This window comes from Pseudomonas sp. FBCC-B545 (assembly GCF_059134095.1).
On the sequence record NZ_CP101441.1, the window covers coordinates 3395995 to 3419125 of the forward strand.

The 23131-nt window shown below is 60.8% G+C and carries 15 protein-coding genes; 6 read left to right on the top strand and 9 right to left on the bottom strand.

Annotated elements, in window-relative coordinates; genetic code table 11:
• Positions 1 to 22 precede the first annotated feature (22 nt).
• A complete protein-coding gene (locus NMB39_RS15840) occupies positions 23 to 2011 on the bottom strand; it encodes an alpha-1,4-glucan--maltose-1-phosphate maltosyltransferase (protein ID WP_494340463.1) in 1989 nt (662 codons plus the stop codon).
• A gap of 549 nt (positions 2012 to 2560) precedes the next feature.
• On the opposite strand from NMB39_RS15840, the gene NMB39_RS15845 reads away from it, so the two are divergent.
• Positions 2561 to 3814 (top strand): M10 family metallopeptidase C-terminal domain-containing protein, encoded by a 1254-nt coding sequence (locus NMB39_RS15845; protein WP_494340462.1) that lies wholly within the window; start codon positions 2561 to 2563, stop codon positions 3812 to 3814.
• Between the two features lie 6 nt (positions 3815 to 3820).
• On the opposite strand, the gene NMB39_RS15850 is transcribed toward NMB39_RS15845, so the two are convergent.
• Positions 3821 to 4318, bottom strand: a complete 498-nt coding sequence (locus NMB39_RS15850; RefSeq protein ID WP_494340461.1) for an MgtC/SapB family protein — start codon at positions 4316 to 4318, stop codon at positions 3821 to 3823.
• Between the two features lie 119 nt (positions 4319 to 4437).
• On the opposite strand from NMB39_RS15850, the gene NMB39_RS15855 reads away from it, so the two are divergent.
• The 4 genes from NMB39_RS15855 to NMB39_RS15870 all read left to right on the top strand — a co-directional run bounded on the left by NMB39_RS15855 (position 4438) and on the right by NMB39_RS15870 (position 8312).
• Complete coding sequence (locus NMB39_RS15855; protein WP_494340460.1) at positions 4438 to 4677, top strand: DUF3203 family protein; 240 nt, start codon at positions 4438 to 4440, stop codon at positions 4675 to 4677.
• 185 nt (positions 4678 to 4862) lie between these two features.
• Complete coding sequence (gene ccoG / locus NMB39_RS15860; protein ID WP_494340459.1) at positions 4863 to 6272, top strand: cytochrome c oxidase accessory protein CcoG; 1410 nt, start codon at positions 4863 to 4865, stop codon at positions 6270 to 6272.
• Between the two features lie 97 nt (positions 6273 to 6369).
• A complete protein-coding gene (gene mapR, locus NMB39_RS15865) occupies positions 6370 to 7779 on the top strand; it encodes a GntR family transcriptional regulator MpaR (RefSeq protein ID WP_057022452.1) in 1410 nt (469 codons plus the stop codon).
• A 53-nt stretch (positions 7780 to 7832) separates the two neighbouring features.
• Positions 7833 to 8312, top strand: a complete 480-nt coding sequence (locus tag NMB39_RS15870; protein WP_231989035.1) for a hypothetical protein — start codon at positions 7833 to 7835, stop codon at positions 8310 to 8312.
• A 9-nt stretch (positions 8313 to 8321) separates the two neighbouring features.
• Here NMB39_RS15870 and NMB39_RS15875 read toward each other — a convergent pair whose 3' ends face one another.
• The 7 genes from NMB39_RS15875 to tpx form a co-directional block, all read right to left on the bottom strand.
• Positions 8322 to 9068 (bottom strand): SDR family oxidoreductase, encoded by a 747-nt coding sequence (locus tag NMB39_RS15875; protein WP_057022453.1) that lies wholly within the window; start codon positions 9066 to 9068, stop codon positions 8322 to 8324.
• A gap of 54 nt (positions 9069 to 9122) precedes the next feature.
• Positions 9123 to 11219 carry a putative bifunctional diguanylate cyclase/phosphodiesterase gene (locus NMB39_RS15880; RefSeq protein WP_494340458.1) on the bottom strand — a complete coding sequence of 699 codons (2097 nt, stop codon included), beginning with the start codon at positions 11217 to 11219 and terminating at the stop codon, positions 9123 to 9125.
• 707 nt (positions 11220 to 11926) lie between these two features.
• Complete coding sequence (locus NMB39_RS15885; RefSeq protein ID WP_232923790.1) at positions 11927 to 13354, bottom strand: efflux transporter outer membrane subunit; 1428 nt, start codon at positions 13352 to 13354, stop codon at positions 11927 to 11929.
• A gap of 35 nt (positions 13355 to 13389) precedes the next feature.
• Positions 13390 to 16497 (bottom strand): efflux RND transporter permease subunit, encoded by a 3108-nt coding sequence (locus NMB39_RS15890; RefSeq protein ID WP_057022456.1) that lies wholly within the window; start codon positions 16495 to 16497, stop codon positions 13390 to 13392.
• The gene (locus NMB39_RS15895) at positions 16494 to 19595 is read right to left on the bottom strand and encodes an MdtB/MuxB family multidrug efflux RND transporter permease subunit (RefSeq protein WP_043051502.1); all 3102 of its coding nucleotides are present in this window, start codon (positions 19593 to 19595) and stop codon (positions 16494 to 16496) included. Before NMB39_RS15895 ends, NMB39_RS15890 begins: the two co-directional genes overlap by 4 nt.
• The gene (locus NMB39_RS15900) at positions 19592 to 20890 is read right to left on the bottom strand and encodes an MdtA/MuxA family multidrug efflux RND transporter periplasmic adaptor subunit (protein ID WP_494340457.1); all 1299 of its coding nucleotides are present in this window, start codon (positions 20888 to 20890) and stop codon (positions 19592 to 19594) included. The genes NMB39_RS15895 and NMB39_RS15900 overlap by 4 nt, the downstream gene beginning before the upstream one ends.
• 232 nt (positions 20891 to 21122) lie before the next feature.
• A complete protein-coding gene (gene tpx, locus NMB39_RS15905) occupies positions 21123 to 21623 on the bottom strand; it encodes a thiol peroxidase (protein WP_003190967.1) in 501 nt (166 codons plus the stop codon).
• A gap of 159 nt (positions 21624 to 21782) precedes the next feature.
• Here tpx and NMB39_RS15910 point away from each other — a divergent pair, with 159 nt between their 5' ends.
• Complete coding sequence (locus NMB39_RS15910; protein ID WP_494340456.1) at positions 21783 to 23072, top strand: glycosyltransferase; 1290 nt, start codon at positions 21783 to 21785, stop codon at positions 23070 to 23072.
• Positions 23073 to 23131: the final 59 nt, after the last annotated feature.

Here is a 23131-nt window from a genome sequence, read left to right on the forward strand (position 1 = left end):
CCACGCTCTGATCTCCACTTGCCTAGGAAACAGTGATACGCCAGATCCCAAATGGCATCTGCGGTTCTAGCCGTGTCCATTGGGTCTTGCCGTACCAGGTCCAGCGATGGCCATTCATCAGGTCCTCGCCCTGGGTCTGGGCGTCGTCGGGCAGGCCCATCTCCCACAGCGGCAACTCGAAATGAGCTTCCTGGGCATTGAAGGGGTCGAGGTTGACCGCCACCAGGATAAAGTTACTGCCGTCTTCGCTGCGCTTGCCGAAATACAGGATGTTGTCATTCCAGGCGTTATAGAGCTTCAGCCCCAGATGGGTCTGCAACGCCGGGTTCTGCCGACGGATACGGTTGAGCTGGGCGATCTCGGCAATGATGTTGCCGGGCGCGGTAAAGTCCCGAGGGCGGATTTCGTACTTCTCCGAATCCAGGTATTCCTCTTTACCGGGCACCGGCGCGGCTTCACACAGCTCAAAGCCCGAATACATACCCCACAGGCCCGAGCCCATGGTCGCCAGGGCGGCACGGATCAAGAAGCCGGGGCGCCCGGACTGGTGCAAAAAGCCTGGGTTGATGTCCGGTGTATTGACGAAGAAATTCGGCCGGTAGCATTCGCGCCACGGCGATTGGTTCAGTTGCGTCAGGTATTCGCTCAACTCGGCCTTAGTGTTGCGCCAGGTAAAGTAGGTATAGCTCTGGGAGTAGCCGACCTTGCCCAGGCGCGCCATCATGGCCGGGGTGGTGAACGCCTCCGCCAGGAAGATCACCTCAGGATATTTGGCCCTGACGTCGCTGATCAGCCACTGCCAGAATGGCAGCGGCTTGGTGTGGGGGTTGTCCACGCGAAAGGTCTTGACGCCCTCTTCCACCCAGCCCACCACAATGTCGCGCAGCGCGGTCCACAGGCCGGGGATCGCATCCGCCGCATAGAAATCGACGTTAACGATGTCCTGGTATTTCTTTGGCGGGTTTTCCGCATACTTGATCGTGCCGTCCGGGCGCCAGTTGAACCAGCCTGGGTGCTGCTTGAGCCACGGATGGTCCTGGGAACACTGGATGGCGAAGTCCAGGGCGATTTCCAGGCCGTGGTCGGCGGCGGCCTTGACCAGCCGGCGGAAGTCATCGCGGCTACCCAACTGCGGGTGGATCGCCTCGTGACCGCCCTCTTCACTGCCGATGGCATAGGGGCTGCCGGGATCATCGGGGCCGGCCGTCAGAGCATTGTTCTTGCCCTTGCGATGACTGCGGCCGATGGGATGGATCGGTGGGAAGTACAGCACGTCAAAGCCCATGTCATGGATCATCGACAAGCGCGAGTGCACATCGTTGAAGGTGCCGTGGCGCGCCGGCTCGTCGGTGATCGAGCGGGGAAACAGTTCGTACCAACTGGCAAACTGCGCCGCTTCGCGTTCCACATCAATCGGGTACACCGGGCTGACGCTCAGGTAGGCGCGGTGATCGGCCTGGGTCATCAAGTGTGCACTGTTTTTATGCAGAAACAGCGCCACCTGCTCGGTTTCCAACAGGCCCGACAGTTCGTGGTGCAACAGCATCAAGCGGTCGCGCAATTCGTTGTCACTGCGTTCGGCGGCCTGCAGCACCAGGCTGCGGCCTTCCTGCAGCTCGAGGCTGACCGGCACCCCGGCCTCATGTTTCTTGCGCAGTTCGTAACAGAAGCTGGCGAAGGTATCGATCCAGGCTTCGATGCAGTATTCATGCGGGCCCTGCTGGGCGACGCTGAACGCCCCCTCCCAGCCATTGTTGCCCACATCGTTCATGACCACGCTGTGCCAGCTTTCATCCTCCCGCGCTCGCCAGCGGATGAGCACCGCCAGTTTGTCGTGGCCATCGGCGAACACTTTGCTGGTGACATTGATCCGCTGGCCAACCACCGCCTTGACGGCGAACTCGCCATTGTCGATCACCGGCATGGTGCTTTCGATAGCGATCCTGGGTAACAAAAGCGCCTGGGACAGCGGCAATACGGAATCTTCTGGAGCCAGTGTTTCAGCAGTCATCGAGCATCTTCCCCTTACGCCCCGTGGACGCCCTTTGCTTGATCCGAATTCAGAAACGGCGACACTCTCCCTGAGTAGGGCCGTATAAGGTCCGAGCCTGGGTGCCATTCAAAAGTTCAGGTGGATATACCGCCACTGGGCGGGAATCAATTCCCGCAGACCATGGTCCACCGATAGAGCAAAGCACAAACGAGGCCATACCCATGAATATCCCGTTACCCCCTGAACCCGAAGATCCGAATATCGACGAGCCCCCGCTGCCGCCCACAGAACCCAAACCCGTTCCTGAACAAGAGCCCCCTGAAAACGAGCCACCGCCCGTCCAGGAGCCCCCCACAACGATGCCGCCCGTTATCGCCTGATTCACAGGCCCGCAATCGCTTGCTTGCGAACCAAACATCGCGAGCAAGCTCTGTTGATTTTTCCCACTCGTATTACAGACGGCGCCGAGCTCCCCCCTCCCAAGGTCAAGATAGATTCAGTGCTCGTGCGCTGACCCGCCTTGTGGCTGGCTGCAGACTATTTCCATCCGTAACGCGAGTACCTTCCATGTCCATCTCACTACTGCCCCCAACGTCGAATATTCACGGCATACAACAACCGTCCGCCAACGATTATCGACAGAAAGTGAACGATTTATTAAGGGCCGGCCCCAGCGGAATCATGCGCAGGAAAGAGCCTGACAGGCACCCCTCGGACCTCCCCAGGGGGCCGCAAGCTTTTACCCCGCCCAACCCTGCCCCCGCGACGAATGTAAAACCGCAGGTGCCCAATGCCGATACCCCCAAGGCTGGGCAAATCTCAACGCCGCCCAGTCCTCCACCCACCACGAATGTAGAACCGCAGGCGCCCGGTACCGACGCCCCCAAGAAGCAAACCTCAACTGCGCCCAGCACTGCACCCACTACGAATGTAGAGCCGCGAGCGCCCGGTGCTGACGCTCCCCAGCTCGCCGAGCTTCGTGCGCTCACCAGCCGGGAGAACGTTACCAAGATGCTGCGCGAACCGAACTCGCGGGAGACCGCAGGGCAGTTGGCCGCGATCCGGAGCCTGTTGAGCAAGGAAAATGTCAAGTCCTTGCTGCAAGGCCCGGATGCAGATGAGGCGCGTAAGGTGATTACCGAAGCGAAGGAACGTTTAGGTCAGTCAAGCCTGCAGAGGATCCATGACCGCTCCGCACAAACAGAGGCATCGGGCTTGAGCGCTCAAGAGATCCGCGACCGCATCTCCACTTCTGACCCCGAGGAAGGTTTCAGCCAATATAGGCAAATCGAGCATGAGCTACGCATTGAGGACTCTTATACCAAACAGCGGGTGCGGCAAAGTACGCCCCTCGCCTCGGCCCTCTTCGATATCGGCAAGGAAGTGGACCTCGGCGAGCCGACCCCGCAACCGGACAATTCACCGCCAGCGGCAGACAGCCCCAAACCTGACAACAACAACAACAACAACAACAACAACCAGAGCAACCAGAGCAACCAGAGCACCAGCAACAACCCCAGGACTGACAATAGCCAGACCTTCACCTTCCACAATATCCGCGAATCAAACTTCGATACACCTAAAGAAGTGATGGATTTTGATCACGACAAAGACAAACTCGATGTATCGGCAATTCGACACCAACTCGGCAACAAGCCATTGAAATTGGTAGAAAATTTTTCAGGAGCCAGTGGTGAGATGCAGATTCACTACAACCCGGCCAATAATACGAGCGTGGTGATGATCTCCGGTAACCCAGGAGAGCCGCCTTTTGTAGTGAAGGTCTTCGGTGAGGTCAGGTACAGCAACCTCACTACCTGACCCGTGTCACTCATCCTTCTCCAGCAGCTTGACGACCCGTGGCATCACACTGAATACCATCAGTGCCAGCAGCGTACTGAGTACCGCCGTCGATTCACGCCCCATCCCCGCCGCCACCCCAATGGCGGCGGTCATCCATAACCCGGCCGCCGTGGTCAGGCCCTTCACGTGCTGGCCCTCCTCGTCTTCCTTGCCCTTGAGGATGGTACCGGCGCCAAGGAAGCCAATCCCAGCAATCACCCCCTGCACCACGCGGCTCATGGCGTCCGCCTGGCTGCCGGACATTTGCGGCACCACCACAAACAACGCGGCGCCCAAGGCCACCAGCATATGGGTGCGCACCCCTGCCGCCTTGCCCTTTTGTTCACGTTCAAACCCCAGGATGCCGCCTAAAAGCGCGGCGATCAGCAGGCGCACAGTGATTTGCGTCAACTGCCGAGCGTCGCCGATGTCGGCAAATTCAGCCTGCAGGGTTTGCCACACTTGATGCCACCAGGCGTCCATGGATGTGTCCTTTCTTATTGTGAATGAAAGATAGACAGTGCAGACCGCCAGTCAGTTGCCTGGAACCCGCCAGCGTTACCGTCGCCTAACGGGACATAGCCCATGAACAGGAGATCGCCATGTCTGTACGCATCGAAAATCATTTGTGCTACTTCACGCTCGACGAGACCGGCCAGGAACAGAGCCTGCCGGCTACTCGGGTAAATATTCTTACCGACAATGAAAAAGCCATGTCTTATGTGGAATTGGCCGGCCAGCAGATCTACATCACCGAAGTCGAGGCCGACGCCCTCACCGTAGAAGGCGCCAAAGATGGTCGTAACCACGTAAAGGCCGATAAACCGGGTTCGGTGATTTGATTGATCTGTATCAATACACATCTAAGCCCCCCTGTACCCCAGTGAGCCTGGGGTACAGCAGATTGCCAAAGACGGTTGAACCAGCCCCATCTGATCCGCTTTTTATCACCATGCCTGAGCCTGTTATGCGAACAGACTGTCGCCCATAGTTCCCCGGCCTGATGGAGGCTGATGAGCGAACGACCATGAGCGAACGAATCCCAACCGTGGAAACCTTTGAGCCCAACCACCCAAAGAAGGTGAAGGCCAGATCCAGCGACAACCTGATTCATACCCGCAGCTTCACCGGCGTGTTTCGCACCTTGCGCGTCGGCGGTGCCGGCCTGCTGTTCCTGATCTTTTTTGGCACCGTATGGCTGAACTGGGGTGGCCGCCAAGCCGTGCTGTGGGACCTGGCCGAGAGTAAGTTCCACATCTTCGGCGCTACTTTCTGGCCTCAGGATTTCATCCTGCTCTCGGCGCTGCTGATCATCTGCGCCTTTGGCCTGTTTGCAATCACGGTGTTTGCCGGCCGCGTATGGTGCGGCTACACCTGCCCGCAAAGCTCGTTCACTTGGTTGTTCATGTGGTGTGAAAAGGTCACCGAGGGCGAGCGCAACCAACGCATCAAGCTGCAAGCCGCACCATGGAGCCTGAATAAACTGGCGCGGCGCTCGGCCAAACATACGTTGTGGCTGGGTATCAGCGTGCTGACGGGGCTGACGTTTGTTGGCTACTTCACACCGATCCGCCCGCTCGCCACCGAATTGCTGACCTGGCAGATGGGCGGCGTGAGCCTGTTCTGGGTGATGTTTTTTACCGGTGCCACTTACATCAATGCCGGCTGGCTGCGCGAAGCGGTGTGCATGCACATGTGCCCCTATGCACGGTTCCAGAGTGTGATGTTTGATAAAGACACCCTGACCATTTCCTACGACGCCGCCCGTGGCGAACGCCGTGGCCCGCGTAAACGCGAGGTGCAGCCCGCGGACGTCGGCCTCGGCGATTGCATCGATTGCCAACTGTGCGTGCAGGTATGCCCCACCGGCATCGATATTCGTGACGGCCTGCAAATGGAATGCATCGGCTGCGCGGCCTGCATCGACGCCTGCGACTCGATCATGGACAAAATGGGCTATGCCCGCGGCTTGGTGAGCTACACCAGCGAACACCAATTGCAAGGTGGCAAGACTCACCTGCTGCGGCCCCGCCTGATCGGCTACAGTGCCGTGCTGTTGGTGATGATCGCAGCGTTGGTGGTGGCCTTGGTCGAACGGCCGATGGTATCGCTGGACGTCACCAAGGACCGTGGTATGTTCCGCGAAAACAGCCAGGGCTTGATCGAAAACATCTACAGCCTCAAGGTCATCAACAAGACCCAGCAACGCCAGGACTACCGTCTGGGACTGGTGGACGCCGACGGCTTCCAGTTGCAGGGCAAGACCCAGTTCAGCCTGGCGCCCGGGGAAATCGTCGATGTACCGGTGTCGGTGGCATTGCTGGCGGACAAACCGGTGAGCAGTTCGCAGACTATCCGCTTCAAAGTCACGGATGTGGATGAACCCTGGATCTACAGCGCTGCAGACAGTCGTTTTGTTGCACCGTTGAATCGCTGAAATCTATCTGGATAGATAGAGATCCAAATGTGGGAGCGGGCTTGCTCGCTCCCACATTTACCCAGCGTACACACAGAAAAACCTGTTTAAGGCCCCCATGAAACGCTACGAAAAATTCGCCGACGACATCGCAGAACTGATCCGCTCCGGCGTCCTCGGCCCTGGCCAGCGTGTACCATCGGTACGCTACGCCAGCCAGACCTACGGCGTCAGCCCGTCCACAGTGTTCCAGGCTTACTACCTGCTGGAGCGCCGCGGCCTGATTCGCGCACGGCCGCGTTCCGGCTACTTCGTCAACACCCATGCGCCCAGCCCGTTTTCCGAACCGGAGGTGAGTGAGCAGGTGCACGAATCCACCGATGTAGACGTGAGCGAACTGGTGTTCTCGGTCCTGGACTCCATCAAGGACCCTAACACCGTGCCCTTCGGCTCGGCGTTCCCCAGCCCGATGTTATTCCCACTGCCCCGCCTGGCTCGGTCCCTGGCCAGTGCCAGCCGCGAAATGGACCCGCGCCTGGTCGTCACCGACATGTCGCCGGGCAACCCGCAACTGCGCCGACAGATTGCCCTGCGTTACATGGTCGGCGGCCTGATGCTGCCCATGGAGGAGTTGTTGATCACCAATGGCGCCCTTGAAGCACTGAACCTGTGCCTGCAGGCCGTGACCGAACCCGGCGACCTGGTTGCCATCGAAGCCCCGGCGTTCTATGCCTGCCTGCAAGTGCTGGAGCGCCTGAAGCTCAAGGCCGTGGAAATCCCGGTGCACCCACGCGACGGCATTGACCTCGACGCCCTTGCCCAAAGCCTTGAGCGCTATCCGATCAAGGCCTGCTGGACCATGACCAGCTTCCAGAACCCCATGGGCGCTACCTTGCCTGAGGCGAAAAAACAGGCGCTGGTGGAACTGCTGCGCGGTCATCAGGTGCCGTTGATTGAAGATGATGTCTATGCAGAGCTGTATTACGGGCAGCAAGCGCCGAAGCCGGCCAAGGCTTTTGACACTGAAGGGTTGGTGATGCATTGCGGTTCCTTTGCCAAAAGCCTGGCACCGGGTTACCGCGTCGGTTGGGTCGCGGCCGGGCGCTTCGCGCAGAAAGTCGAGCGCCTGAAACTGATGACCTCATTGTGCCCATCGATGCCGGCCCAGGCGGCAATTGCCGACTACCTGCAGCACGGCGGTTATGACCGGCACCTGCGCAAACTGCGCTATGCCCTGGAAGAACAGCAAAGCGCCATGCTGGCAGCCATCGCCCGTTACTTCCCGACCCAGACACGGGTCAGCCAGCCGGCCGGCGGGTATTTCCTGTGGCTGGAACTGCCGGAACAGACCGACTCGCTGAAATTGTTCCAGATGGCCTTGGCCCAAGGCATCAGCATTGCCCCGGGGCCGATTTTCTCGGCGACCCGACGGTTCAGCAATTGCATTCGCTTGAACTATGGCAGCCCGTGGACCGAGGCGTCGGAAAAGGCCATGGAAACGCTGGGGCGGATTGTGCGGTCGTTTTAACGATGGGATACACAGCCTTAGGAACCCTGCGCCCCAAGGAGACACTCAGGTGTGTGTATCTTCACTTCGAGACCGCCATGCGCATCAACATGCTTCCCGCATCGACCGCCTACCAGCTTGGCGAAGGGCGCCCGGAAAACAACTGGCTTGCGGTGCCTGCAGCGCCCGAAGAACCGCCTTTCGCGGATCGTCGCTCCGCCAGGCAAATCATCAACGCCAATCCAGGGTTGAAACACCTGCTCAGGCGCAGGGACAGCTATCCGGTGACCGACTTGCTCAAGCGACAACTGGGCGACTGGACATCCGCCAACCCTGATGCCAAAGCCAGGGCGCACGCGGCCTATAACCTGGCGCGAGTGATCAATGTCCTCGACAACGTAAATGATCGTCGCGTCGGTAACAGTGAACGGCATGACGGCAAGATCAACGGCTTTTACAACGCGGGCTATTCCACCCGTAAAAATTCCGAGGCGCGCCTACTCGTAGCATTCGCGCAAGACGGCTATGACGTACTGCAAAGCCTGGGGCGCTAGCCAGGAGATTTAACGTCCTCCACCCAGATCCAGGAAGGTTCCGGTGGCGTATGAAGCCTTGTCCGACAGCAGCCAGATAATCGCCTCCGCCACCTCATCCGGGCGCCCACCACGAGCCATGGGAATGCCGGACTCCAGCTTGCTGACCCGGTCCGGGTCACCGCTGAGGGCGTGAAAATCGGTAAAGATGTAGCCGGGGCGTACTGCGTTGACACGAATGCCTTCACCCGCGACCTCTTTCGACAGGCCAATCGTGAAGGTGTCCAGGGCCCCCTTGGACGCAGCATAGTCGACATACTCACCCGGCGATCCCAGGCGCGCCGCCACCGACGATACGTTGACAATGCTGCCACCCTGCCCGCCATGCCGGGGCGACATGCGCAGCACTGCGTGCTTTGCGCACAGGATCGGGCCCAGCACATTGGTCTTCATGATTTTCAGGAGGCGAAATTCGGACATTTCATCGACCCGCGACTTCTGCCCGACGGTGCCAGCGTTATTGACCAGCGCCGTGACACGGCCCAGTTCGGCATCCACGCGATTGAACAACGCGATCACCTCATCTTCGCTGCTGACATCGGCGCGCACCGCAATGGCCTGGGCGCCCAAACCGCGCACCTGTTCAAGCATGCCCTGGGCGGCCTTCTCGTCAGACTGGTAATTAATGCAGATGCGATACCCCTCGCGAGCGGCCAGCAACGCCGTCTCGGCGCCAATTCCACGGCTACCTCCGGTGATGATGACGACTTTATCCATGGCTGCGGTCTCCAGATTCAACCTGATGTTTAGGGTTGGATCCAAGAATACCCGTCACTCATAGCTTTTGTCAGGCGCTACCGTTTGTTCGGCGCTGCGGATATCTGCCATGAAGCTATCGGCTGGCAATGGGTGCCCCAACAAGTAGCCTTGCAACGAATCACATCCCAGGCGAGTGAGAAAATCCTGCTGCACATCGGTTTCCACGCCTTCGGCCACAATCCGCAAGCCCAGGGCCTGGCCGAGCGCCACGATGGCCGAAACGATCGCCGCGTCGTCGCTGTCATGTTCCAGGTCACGCACGAAGCCGCGATCAATCTTCAACTCGTTGGCCGGCAGGCGCTTGAGGTACATCAGGCTGGAGTAGCCGGTGCCAAAGTCATCGATGGACAGGTCGACGCCCATGTCCGAGAGCTGCTGCAACACCGTCATGCTCGCGTCGGCATCGCTCATGGCGGTGGTCTCGGTAATTTCCAGGGTCAGGCTGTTGGCGGGCAATTGGTGACGCTCCAGGGCGGCCGCTACGCTGTTGACCAACCCGGCGTGACAGAACTGCAACGCCGAGAGGTTCACGGCAATGCGCCAGCTCTCATAACCCTGGGCGTACCACAAGCTCATCTGGCGGCAGGCTTCGTTGAGCACCCACTCGCCAATGGGGATGATCAACCCGGTTTTTTCCGCCAGTGCGATAAAAGTGGCCGGCAGCAACAGGCCCTGCTGCGGGTGCTCCCAACGCAGCAACGCCTCGGCGCCCACCGCAATACCGCTCACTGCGTCGAACTTTGGCTGGTAATACAAGCGAAACTGCCCCTGTTCGAGGGCATTGCGCAGATCCTGCAACAGCTGCAATTGCTTGCGCGCATTGGTATTCATCGATACATCGAAGAAGCTGTAGCCGTTCTTGCCCATGCCCTTGGCGTGGTACATCGCCGCATCGGCGTTCATCAACAATTCCTGAGGGCTGCTGCCGTTGCCCGGGAACAGGGCGATGCCGATGCTGGCAGAGATGTTCAACTCATGCTCGGCGACCTTGAAGGTGCGGTTGATCAGGCCAACCTGTCGTTCGGCCAAGCCCATGGCATCGTCCGGCTGGGTCAATTGCACCAGCAACACAAATTCGTCGCCACCGATACGGGCGAGGGTGTCCTGGCTGCGCAAGTCCTCGCGCAAGCGCAGGCCGACCTCGCGCAGCAACTGATCGCCCATGTGATGACCAAATGCATCATTGACCGGCTTGAAGCCATCCAGGTCGATAAACATTAAGGCAAAGCAGCCGCCCCGCTCATTCACCGCCTGGATACCTTGCTGGATGCGATCCGCCAGCAGCGTGCGATTGGGCAGGCCGGTGAGCATGTCATGCAGCGCCAGATGGGTCAGCTCCCGGTTGGCCAGGGTCAGGGAATCGGCGAGCACGGCAGTGCGCGCTTCCAGGCGTGCGTCGAGCAGCGAGGTCAATAGCGCAATGACCAGCACCGCCAAAGAGGTCACCAAAACCAGGTTATCCAGGCCCCTGCCGCTCAGGCCCGTCAGTGCGGCACCGCAAAAGCTGTCGTCGGCAAAACGCGCCGCGGCAATCCCGGTGTAGTGCATGCCGACGATAGCCACGCCCATCACCACCGCCGCCCCACCCCGTGCCAGGCGCACATAAGGCGTGTTGCGCCGCAGGTTGAAGGCGATCCACAGTGCCGCACCGGAAGCCACCACTGCAATCAATAATGAGGCGCCAAACAAAGTGGGATCGTAGTCGATACCCGGCGTCATGCGCATCGCAGCCATGCCGGTGTAATGCATGCTGGCGATACCGGCGCCCATGATCAACGCACCGAATGCCAACTGCCAGGCCGGCAGGCGTGGCTGACTGACCAGCCACAAGGCGAAGCCACTGGATAACACCGCGATCAACAGCGACAGCGCAGTGATGCCCAGGTCAAACCCGAGGGCAAACGGCAGGCGCAGGGCCAACATGCCGATAAAGTGCATGGACCAGACACCGACGCCCATCGCCAATGCACCGCCGCTGATCCATAGATAAACGGCGCGCCCCTTGGCGGTAGCGATACGCCCGGCCAGGTCCAACGCGGTATAGGACGCCAGTACAGCGACGCACAGGGAAATCACGACAAGGGAGGTTGAGTAGCTACCGATCAGCATAGGACTTCTCGCGGGCTACCGGGGTGTAAAAGCCCGTGCCGGGTGGCAAAGCGGGCGATTGTAGCGAGAATGAATCTGGGGCAGGTGATTAATTATCAGAAGGCCATTAGTGATTTTTTTGCGTCAATCGGATGGCCTCATGAGGCATTTTCTGGTCACCACGGAGATCAAAATGTGGGAGAGGCGGTGCTACGATTCGACTCGCCCCCCGAGGGCCATGGGTAGCTACACAGCTGTGTAGCAGCCGACGGTAACCACGATGCGAAGCGAGCCGCTCTTGATCTTGCTTTTGATCTTAGGCGCCCCGTTAAACCACGCTGGCCGGAATTCGACAGGGATTTGGGGGGTAAACCGGCAGGGATGCCGGTTTAGCCGCCCCGCGCCATGGATGGCGCGTGGCGGCGGCCCCCCAAATCCATGGCGGATTACGGGCACACCGAGCCTGGGCGAGGTGCCGAGTGGTGGGGCAAGAGCCTTTTGGTTACTTTTGGGCTCTTTTCAAAAGTGACCCGCTGTAAAAGCGGAACCAATAGTGGCCGTTACCGCAGGAATGGATATGTACAGGGTCTGATCCAACATCCTGGTCGGCTGTCAGGCCGCCATCGGGAGCAAGCCCCCTCCCACATTTGGACCGAGACCATCAGTCAAATACTGGTCGGCTGTCAGGCCGCCATCGGGGGCAGGCCCCCTCCCACATTTGGGCCGGGTCACTCCTTTTCGGCCAGGGAGGTCTGGCCGTCCCAGCCGCCCCCGAGTGCGGCAATCAGCTGCACACTTGCCACCAAGCGCGACTGCAGCAAGTTCAACACCGTACGCTCGTTACTCAGGGCCGTCGCTTGCACGGTGACCACGTCCAGGTAGGCAATCAGCCCCGCCTTGTACTGGTTCTCGGTCAGGCGCAACGACTCACGCGCTGACTCCAGCGCTTCATTGCTGACCACCGCCTCGTCCGCCAGCACCTTGAGTTGCACCATGTAGTTTTCCACCTCACGGAAACCATCCAGCACCGTCTGGCGGTACTTGGCCACGGTCTCGTCATAGCTGGCCACGGTGCGGTCGACTTCCGCCGAGCGCTGGCCGCCATCAAAGAGGGTCATCGCCAGTTTGGGCCCCACCGACCAGAAGCGGTTCGGCAGGCTGATCCAATCCTCATAGGTGCTGCTGGAATAGCCGCCCTGCAGGCTCAGGCTGAGGTCCGGGTAGTACGCCGCCTTGGCAACGCCGATATTGGCGTTGGCGGCGATCACCGAGCGCTCCGCCGAAGCAATGTCGGGGCGGCGTTCGAGTAACTGGGATGGCAGGCTCACCGGTATCTGTGGCAGTGCCGGGATTTCCTTGCTCACGGCCAGGTTGAAGTTGGCCGGGGCTTCCCCGATCAATACGGCGATGGCGTTTTCCAGTTGGGCGCGCTGCCAGATCAGGTCGATCAGACTGGCCTGGGTAGTCTTGAGCTGGGTTTGCGCCTGGGCAATGGCGTCCTTGCCGGCTACACCGGCGCGGTATTGGTTTTCGGTCATCTTCAATGAGCGTTGGTAGGTGTCCAGCGTGGCTTGCAGCAGGCGTGTCTGTTCGTCCATGACCCGCAGTTGCAGGTAGCTTTGCACCAGTTCCGATTGTTGGCTCAGGCGCATCGCGGCCAGATCGGCTGAGCTGGCCTCGGCGCTGGCTTCATTGGCCTCCAGACCACGGCGCAACTTGCCCCAGATATCGGCCTCCCAACTCACGCCCAACTGCGCATTGAGGGTGTCGCGAATACCGCTGCTGGAGCTGCTGAGGCTCGCGCTGCTGCTGCCGGTGCCCTGGCTGGCGCGGGTTTTACCGACGCTCAGGTCGACGCTGGGGTAGAACGCCCCGCGTGAACTGCGCACCAGTGCCTGGGCCTGGCGAAAACGTGCTTCGGCCTGGGCGACGGTCTGGTTGGACGTGTTGAGGCGCACCACCAGGTCATTCAGTTGGCGGTCGCCGTACAGCTCCCACCAGGCTCCGCGGGCCAGGGAGTCACTCGGATTAGCCTGACGCCAGCCCTGGGCTTCCTTGAATTGCGCCGGTTCGATGACCTCCGGACGCTGGTAGTCAGGCCCGATGGCACAGGCGCCGAGCATGACTGCACACACCATTACGGCCAATGACTTCATGCCATTGCCGAAGATTTTATTTGGGGTTGAATCGGTCATAGCGCAGTGTCCAGGGCAGCATCGGTACGCACGCCGCGCCACGCGTTGAAACGATGGCGTGCGCGGTCGAGATAGAGGTAGACCACCGGAGTGGTGTAGAGGGTCAGGATCTGGCTGAAAACCAGGCCGCCAATAATGGTCAGGCCCAGGGGGCGACGCATTTCCGCACCATCGCCGGTGCCGAGCAACAACGGCAAGGCGCCGAGGATCGCGGCGAGCGTTGTCATCAGGATCGGTCGCAGACGCAGCAGGCAGGCGCTGCGGATTGATTCCAGCGGGCCCATACCGTCGTTGCGTTCCAGTTGCAGCGCCAGGTCGATCATCAGGATCGCGTTCTTCTTCACCACTCCGATCAGCAGGAACAAGCCCAGCAATGAGATCAGGCTGAACTCGCCCCCCGTCAGGTAGATGGCCAGCATGGCGCCCACCCCGGCCGAAGGCAGCGTCGACAGGATCGTCAGCGGATGGATATAGCTTTCATACAAAATGCCCAGCACCAGGTACACCGCGACCAATGCGCCCAGGATCATGAACGGCTGACCCTTCTGCGTGGCCGCAAAGGCATCGGCGGTGCCGGCCATCTTGGCGATCACATCTTCGGGCAAGCCGACCTTGGCAATCGCCCGCTCGATAGCGGCCGTGCCCTGCTCTACCGTGACGCCGGGGGCCATGTCGAAGGCGATATTCTCCGAAGCGAATTGGCCTTCATGGCTGACGCGATCATCTGCGAGACTGTTTTCATAATGGGCGATGGTCGACAACGGCACCCGCGCACCATCGGCAGTGATCACCTGTACCTGATTGAGGGTGATCGGGTCCTGGGCATATTTGGGGTTGACCTCCATTACCACCTGATACTGGTTGAGGCTGTCGTAGATGGTGGAAATCTGCCGCTGGCTGTAGGCGTTGTTCAGCACGGCGGTGACCATGTTCATGTCGATACCCAAACGCTTGGCCTGGTCACGGTCGACAATCAGCGTGACCTGGGCCGCGCCCCGACCCTCGCGGGCGTCGATGGCGGTCAGCTCCGGCAGCTCGCGCATGGCCGCGACGACTTTCGGGTACCACAGGCGCAACGCGGCCAAATCACCACTTTGCAGGATGTAGGAGTACTGCGCGCTGGTCTGGTCGCGGCTGCCACCAAACTGCAGGTCCTGGTCGGCCATCAGGAACAGACGCCCGCCCGGCACCAGCGGCACGTCCTTGCGCAAGCGCTCGATTACCGCCTGGGCGGAGATCTTGCGCTCGCTGATCGGCTTGAGGCGCACCAGCATCACCGCATTGTTGGTGCCGTTGTTGCCGCCGATAAATCCGGCTACGCTGAGCACTGCCGGGTCCTTGAGCACCGCCTGGCGGAAGATCTCCATCTTCGGCTGCATCACGCTGAACGACAGGCCATCGTCGCCACGCACGAAACCGATCAGTTGGCCGGTGTCCTGCTGCGGCATAAAGGTCTTTGGCACCACCACGTACAACGCGACGTTCAAACCAATAGTCAGTAACAGGCTGAGCAGGGTCAGACGCCGATGGCGCAAGATCCAATCCAGGCTGATGGCGTAGCCGGCGACCATACGGTCGTTGATCTTCTGGCTCCAGCGCTGCAAACCGGTCTGCTGGTTTTTGTCGTGGGGCTTGAGCCAGCGGGCGCAGAGCATCGGCGTCAGGGTCAACGAGACGATCAGCGAGACAATGATCGCCGCCGACAAGGTGATGGAAAACTCGCGGAACAGGTTGGTGACAATTCCGCCCATGAACAGGATGGACAGGAACACCGCCACCAGCGACACGTTCATCGACAGCAAGGTAAAGCCGACTTCCTGGGCTCCCAGGTACGCGGCCTTCATCGGCGGCACACCTTCATCGATATGCCGGGAAATGTTCTCCAGCACCACAATGGCGTCGTCCACCACGAGCCCGGTGGCCAGGATCAGCGCCATCAGCGAAAAGTTGTTCAGCGAAAAACCGTACAGGTACATCACCGCAAAGGTGCCCACCAGCGACACCGGCACCGCCAGGGTCGGGATCAGCGAAGCGCGGAAGTTGCCCAGGAACAGGTACACCACCAGGATCACCAGACCCACGGCAATCAGCAAGGTCATCTCGGCTTCGTGCAGGGTGGCGGCGATCACCGGCGAACGGTCCATGGCCAGGCTGAGCTTGACGCTGGACGGCAGCACCGCCTGCAACGCTGGCAACTGGGCCTTGATCTGCCTGACCGTCTCGATGATGTTGGCGCCGGACTGGCGGTTGATCACCAGCAGCACCGCCGAGTCATTGTTGAAGAAACCGCTGTTGTAGCGGTCCTCCACGCCATCGGTGATCTTCGCTATGTCCCGCAGGCGCAGGGCCGCGCCATCCTGGTAGCGAATCAACAGCGGCTCGTAGTCCTTGGCCTTTTCCAGTTGGTCGTTGGCCTGGATCTGCCAGTTACGCTCACCGTCCTCCAGGGAACCCTTGGGTCGGCGCTGGTTGGCGTTGGCGATGGTGTTGCGCACATCGTCCAGGGCGACGCCGTACTGGTCGAGGGCCTTGGGCTCCAGCTCGATGCGCACCGCCGGCAGCGAACTGCCGCCGATCTGCACTTCGCCTACGCCGGGCACCTGGGACAGGCTCTGGGACAGGATGGTCGAGGCCAGGTCGTACAACTGGCCCTTCTGCAACACGTCAGAGGTCAGCGACAACACCATGATCGGTGCCTGGGACGGGTTGATCTTCTTGTAGGTCGGCATGCTGCGCATGCCGCTGGGCAGCAGGTTGCGCGAAGCGTTGATGGCCGCCTGCACTTCCCGCGCCGCGCCGTTGATATCACGGTCGGAATCGAACGCCAGGATCACTCGCGTGGAACCCTGGCTCGACGAACTGCTCATGGTGGTGATGCCGGCAATCGAACCGAATGAACGCTCCAGCGGCGTCGCTACGCTGGACGCCATCACCTCGGGGCTGGCGCCGGGCAAGCTGGCCGACACCACGATCACCGGGAAGTCGATCTGCGGCAGCGGCGACACCGGCAACAGGTTGAAGCTGACGCCACCGAGCAACATGATCGCCAGGCTCAGCAGCATGGTGGCTACCGGCCGGCGAATGAAAGGTCCGGACAGGTTCATGGTTCAACCGGCTCCAGGCGTTGCGGTTCTTTGCGCCAGCGCCGGCCAAGACGATCGAAGTACAGGTAGATCACCGGCGTGGTGAACAGCGTCAACACCTGGCTCACCAGCAAGCCCCCTACCATCACCAGGCCCAGCGGTTGGCGCAGCTCTGCACCGGAACCGCTGGCGAGCATCAGCGGCACTGCGCCGAACAACGCGGCCAGGGTGGTCATCAGGATCGGCCGGAAGCGCAGCAGTGCCGCCTGGTAGATCGCCGTCTGTGGATCAAGGCCCTGGTTGCGCTCGGCGTCGAGGGCAAAGTCGATCATCATGATCGCGTTCTTTTTCACGATACCGATCAGCAGGATGATGCCGATGATCGCGATCATGCCCAGGTCGTTGCCACTGAGCAGCAACGCGAGCAACGCCCCCACCGCTGCCGACGGCAAGGTCGAGAGGATGGTGATCGGGTGGATATAGCTCTCGTAGAGCACACCGAGCACGATATACATGGTGACCACCGCGGCCAGGATCAGCAGCAAGGTGCTCGACAGCGACGCCTCGAACGCCTGGGCCGCACCCTGGAACTGGGTCTGCACGCCCACCGGCATGCCGATGTCCTTCTGGGTCTGGTTGATCAGCTCCACGCCTTTGCCCAGGGCGACGCCGGGGGCCAGGTTGAACGACATCATCACCGCCGGGAACTGGCCGATATGGGCAATCGCCAGCTGCGCCTGGCGCTGCTCCACATGGGCCAGGCTCGACAGCCGCACCTGGCCGCCATCGGTAGTCTTCACATGGATCTGGTTGAGGGCAGCCGGGCCGAGGGTCTCGCCGGACTGGGCCTGCAACACCACGCGGTATTGGCTGGCCTGGGTGTAGATAGTGGAAATCTGCCGCTGGCCGAAGGCGTCATACAGCGCGTCAGTGATGGTCGCGACGTTGACGCCCAGGCGTGAGGCCGCATCGCGATCGATCACCAGGTACACCTGCAAGCCCTTGTCCTGCAAGTCGCTGGCGACGTCGGTGAGTTCCGGCAACTGGCTGAGGGCATGCACCAGCTTGCCACTCCACAGCGCCAGCAACTCGGCGTCCGGGGACGACATGCTGAACTGGTACTGGGTGCGGCTGACACGGTCTTCGATGGTCAGGTCCTGCACCGGCTGCATGAACAGGCGGATGCCCACCAGCTTGTCGATTTCAGGTTGCAGTCGTGTAATCACCTGCGCTGCGCTCAAATCGCGCTGGCCGTGGGCCTTGAGGTTGATCAACAGGCGGCCGCTGTTGAGGGTGGCGTTATCGCCATCCACGCCAATGTAGGACGACAGGCTTTCCACCGCCGGATCGGCGAGGATGATCTTCGCCAGCTCCTGCTGGCGCTGGCTCATCGCCGCAAACGAAATCGACTGCGGCGCCTCGGAAATCCCCTGGATCACCCCGGTGTCCTGCACCGGGAAAAAGCCCTTGGGCACCACCAGGTACAGCACCACCGTGAGGCCCAGGGTAGCGATGGCCACCAGCAGGGTCAGCGGTTGGTGCTTGAGCACCCATTGCAATTTGCGGCCATAGGCTTCGATCAGCCAATCGATCCAGGCGCCGCTGGCCTTGTAGAAGCGCCCCTGCTCTTCTTCCTTGGGTTCACGTTTGAGCAGGCGTGCACACATCATTGGCGTCAGGGTCAGGGACACCACCAGGGAAATCAGGATCGCCACCGCCAGGGTGATGGCAAATTCACGGAACAGCCGCCCGACCACGTCGGCCATGAACAGCAGCGGAATCAACACCGCGATCAACGACAGGGTCAGGGACACCAGGGTAAAGCCAATCTGCTTGGCGCCCTTGAGCGCGGCCGCCATCGGCGTCTCACCCTCCTCGATATAGCGGGAGATGTTTTCCAGCATGACGATGGCGTCATCCACCACAAAGCCGGTGGCAATGGTCAGGGCCATCAGCGTCAGGTTATTGATGGAGAACCCCGCCAGGTACATCACGCCAAAGGTGCCGACCAGGGACAGCGGCACGGCGATAGACGGAATGATGGTGGCGCTGACCCGACGCAGGAACAGGAAGGTCACCATCACCACCAGGGCAATGGCGATCAGCAGTTCATGCTGCACATCCTTGACCGAGGCGCGAATGGTCTGGGTACGGTCGGTGAGCACGGTCACATCGAGCCCGGCCGGCAGGTTGTCGGTGATGCTCGGCAGCAGCGCCTTGATGCGATCGACCACCTCGATCACGTTGGCGCCGGGTTGGCGCTGGATATTCAACAGCACCGCCTGGTTCTCATTGGCCCAGGCCGCGAGGCGTTCGTTTTCGGCGCCGTCGACGATCTGCGCCACATCCTTGAGGCGCAGCGGTGCGCCATTGTTGTAGGCCAGGATCAGTTCGGCATATTGCTCGGGCGAGACCAACTGGTCGTTGGCATCGAGCATCGACACGCGAGTGGGACCGTCAAAGTTGCCCTTGGGCTGGTTGACGTTGGAAGCGGCGATCAGGCTGCGCACATCCGACAGGTTCAAACCATTGGCCGCCAGGGCCTCGGGGTTGACCTTGATGCGCACAGCCTGGCGCTGGCCACCGGCGATGCTGACCATGCCGACGCCGCTGATCTGCGCGATTTTCTGCGCCATACGCGTGTCGACCAGGTCATTGAGCTTGGGCAACAGCATGGTCTTGGAAGTGATTGCCAGGGTCAGCACCGGGGTATCAGCCGGGTTGACCTTGTTGTACACCGGCGGTGCCGGCAAATCCTTGGGCAGCAGGTTGGTGGCCGCGTTGATCGCGGCTTGCACCTGTTGCTCGGCGACATCCATATTGATGTCGAGATTGAAACGCAGGGTCAGCACCGAGGCGCCGCCGGAGCTGGTGGACGCCATCTGGGTCAGCCCGGGCATCTGCCCGAACTGGCGCTCAAGGGGTGCGGTGACCGCGCTGGTCATCACATCAGGGCTGGCGCCGGGGTACAGGGTCATCACCCGGATCGTCGGGTAGTCCACCTGAGGCAAGGCCGACACCGGCAGCAAGCGGTACGAAATGATACCGGCCAGCACAATGGCCAGCATGCTCAGCGTGGTGGCGACCGGGCGAAGGATGAACAGGCGTGACAGGTTCATGAACCGACCTTTTGCGCCTTGCCGGCGTCAGCGCCGGTCTCCCCTTTTGCCGCAGGTTTGCCTTGTAGGTGTTCGGTCGGCGTGGTCGGCACTTCGCTGCTGTCATTGACCACTTCGATTTCGCTGCCGTCCTTGAGGCGGTCGGTGCCTTCCAGTACCACGCGGTCGCCGGCGACCAGGCCCTCCTTGATCACGGTGTTGTCGCCGTCGGTGTCACCGAGCACCAAAGGCTGGACCTTGACCTTATTGTCGCCGTCGAGCTTGTAGACAAAGGTGCCGGTATTGCCGAACTGGATCGCCGCAGACGGTGCCAGCACCACGTTATGCAGGGTGTCGGCGAGCAAGTGCACATTGACGAACTGGTTGGGGAACAGCGCCTGGTCCTTGTTATCGAAGCGCGCCTTGAATTTCAGGGTGCCGGTGGTGACATCGATCTGGTTGTCCAGGCTCTGCAGCACGCCGACGGCCTGCTTTTTCGTGTCGCCACGGTCCCAGGCTTCCACCGGCAGCTTGTTGCCGGCGTGGTAACGAGCGAGCACGGTTTCCAGGGTATTTTCCGGCAGGGTGAAGGCCACGCTGATCGGCTGGGTCTGGGTGATCACCGCCAGGGCCGTGGTGTCGTTGGCGGCGACCAGGTTGCCGACGTCAAGCTGGCGCAAGCCGACGCGGCCGCTGATCGGAGCGCGGATCTTGGTGAATTCAAGGTTGAGCTTGGCGTCGTCTACCGCGCCCTGGTTGGTCTTGACCGTGCCCTGGTATTGCAGGACCAGCGCTTCGGCGGTGTCCAGCGTCTGCTTGGCGATACTGTCCTGGGCATACAGGCCGCGATAACGCTCGACGTCGACCTGGGCGTTTTTCAGCTGGGCCTGGTTCTGCAGCAGCGTGCCCTGGGCCTGGAGCAAGGCGTTCTGGTAGCTGCGCGGGTCGATTTCTGCCAGCAGGTCGCCGGCCTTGACCATCTGCCCTTCTTCAAAGGCGATCTTCATCAGCTCACCGCCCACCCGGCTGCGCACATTAACGGTGTTGAGCGCAGTGACCGTACCCAGGGCCTTGTAGTACACCGGGAACTCCCCCAGCACCGCCGGTGCCACACGCACCGGCACCGGGCCGGTGGAACCGCCGAAGCCCGGGCGCGCCATACCGGTTTTACCGGTGTGCCCGGCCGGCGCGTCTTTATGGGCCGCGCCGCTGGGCCAGAATTTCCAGCACAGGCCGGCGATAACCAGCAGCACGAGCAGGCCAAACAGCCAGCGACGGGATTTGCGGGGGGAGGATTGCATGGAGTGATCAACCATTGGGCGCGAGAGCTTCTACTTGGGGAGGCTGAAAGATAAGCACTGGGATGCGTTAAGAAAAGCACCTTTACCGGCTATTTACCTTGGGCTTACAACTTTTAACTTCTATGGCTTAGTCCGACGGCTGTTTCGCTAAGCATTTGAGCTGCAAATAAAAACGGCCTGGACTAGGCCAGGCCGCAATCATGCATCATACGTGTTACTGCCAAACGACAGTTACGCGCAGAAACAGTTACTTCAACACAGCCAGGGCTGCATCGTAGTTCGGTTCTTCAGCGATTTCCTTGACCAACTCGCTGTGCAGCACGTTGTCGTTTTCGTCCAGCACCACGACAGCACGAGCGGTCAGGCCCTGCAGTGGGCCGTCGGCGATGGAAACACCATAGTCAACGGCGAAGTCGGCGTTGCGGAAGTCCGACAGGTTCTTCACGTTTTCCAGGCCTTCGGAACCACAGAAGCGTGCCTGGGCGAATGGCAGGTCGGAGGAGATGCACAGCACCACGGTGTTGGCCACATCGTTGGCCTGGGCGTTGAACTTGCGCACGGAAGTGGCGCAGGTTGGGGTGTCAACGCTTGGGAAGATGTTCAGCACTTTGCGCTTGCCGGCAAAGGTAGCCAGGGTGGCGTTGGACAGGTCGCCGGCGGTCAGGGTGAAGTCTGCGGCTTTGGCGCCGACTTTCGGCAGTTCGCCTTCAACCTGGACCGGGTTGCCTTTAAGGGTGACTTGAGCCATGAACGGAATCCTTATGCTGGGTTTTGGTTAAACGAATTCGAGAGGCCGAAGTTAACCACAAACTACGATGGCGACCTACCGCCAGACACAAATTGTCATGCCACCGGTTGTGGTTTAATTGCGCGCTTTTCACCTGCCCCTTCAAGGAAACCGTTGTCGATGAATCAGCCCGCCACCAAAGTCCTGGTCATTGGTTATGTCTGGCCAGAGCCGCGCTCCTCGGCTGCGGGCGGGCATATGATGCAGATCCTTGAGAGTTTTCTTACGCAAGGTTGGGACATTACCTTCAGCAGCCCAGCGACCATCGGCGAACACAAGGCCGACTTGCCGGCACTTGGCATCGCCGAATGCGCCATCGAACTGAATAACAGCAGTTTCGATGACTTTATCCGCGAACTGGCCCCGGATATCGTACTGTTCGACCGTTTCATGATGGAGGAGCAATTCGGCTGGCGCGTGGAGCAATGCTGCCCCAACGTCCTGCGCGTGCTGGAAACCTCCGACCTGCAAAGCCTGCGCGACGCCCGCCACCAGCGTTTCAAGGAGCAGGTGAAAGCCAACCCCGACAGCGACGACTTCAGCGCCCTGTTCGCGCCGGCGCTGGAGGACGAGTTCCAGCGCATGGCCGATACCGACCTGGCCAAACGCGAACTCGCCGCGATTTACCGCTGTGACATCAGCTTGATGATCTCCGACGTGGAAATTCGCCTGCTCACCGAGCAGTTCAAGGTGCCCGCCGCCCTGCTCCACTGGTGCCCGCTGATGTTGCAACCGCCCACCGCCGCGTTTGCGCCGTTTGAAGACCGGGCGCACTTTCTCAGCATCGGCAACTTCCGCCACGCGCCCAACTGGGATGCGGTGCTGTGGATGAAGCAAAGCCTGTGGCCGCTGATTCGCCAACAGTTGCCGGGCGCGCAGCTGCATATCTATGGCGCCTACACCCCACCCAAGGCCACCGCCCTGCACAACCCGGCACAGGGTTTTCATGTGATGAACTGGGCCGAAGACGCGCTGCAAGTCATGACCGCCGCACGCATCTGCCTGGCACCGTTGCGCTTTGGTGCGGGCATCAAGGGCAAGTTGATCGACGCCATGCTCTGCGGCACCCCCAATGTCACCACCCCGATCGGCGCCGAGGCCATGGGCGATGATCAACCCTGGCCCGGCGTGATCGAACACGACGCCCCGGCCCTGGCCGCCGCTGCCGTGGCCCTCTACCAGGACCACGAGCGCTGGACCCAGGCCCAGGAACACGGGCGCCAACTGCTGGCCCGGCGCTATGACCAGGCTCTGCATGGGCCGGCCCTGGTGGCGTGCCTGGAGCAATGCCGCCGCAACCTTGCCGCCCATCGCCGGGACAACTTCACCGGCAGCATGCTGCGCCATCACGCGCACAAGAGTACCCAGTACATGTCCCAGTGGATCGAGGCGAAAAACCGCAACCTGTAAACACTGCTGCTGGCGAGGTCGTGCGCGACGGGGCATTATCCTACGCAGCGACCACAATA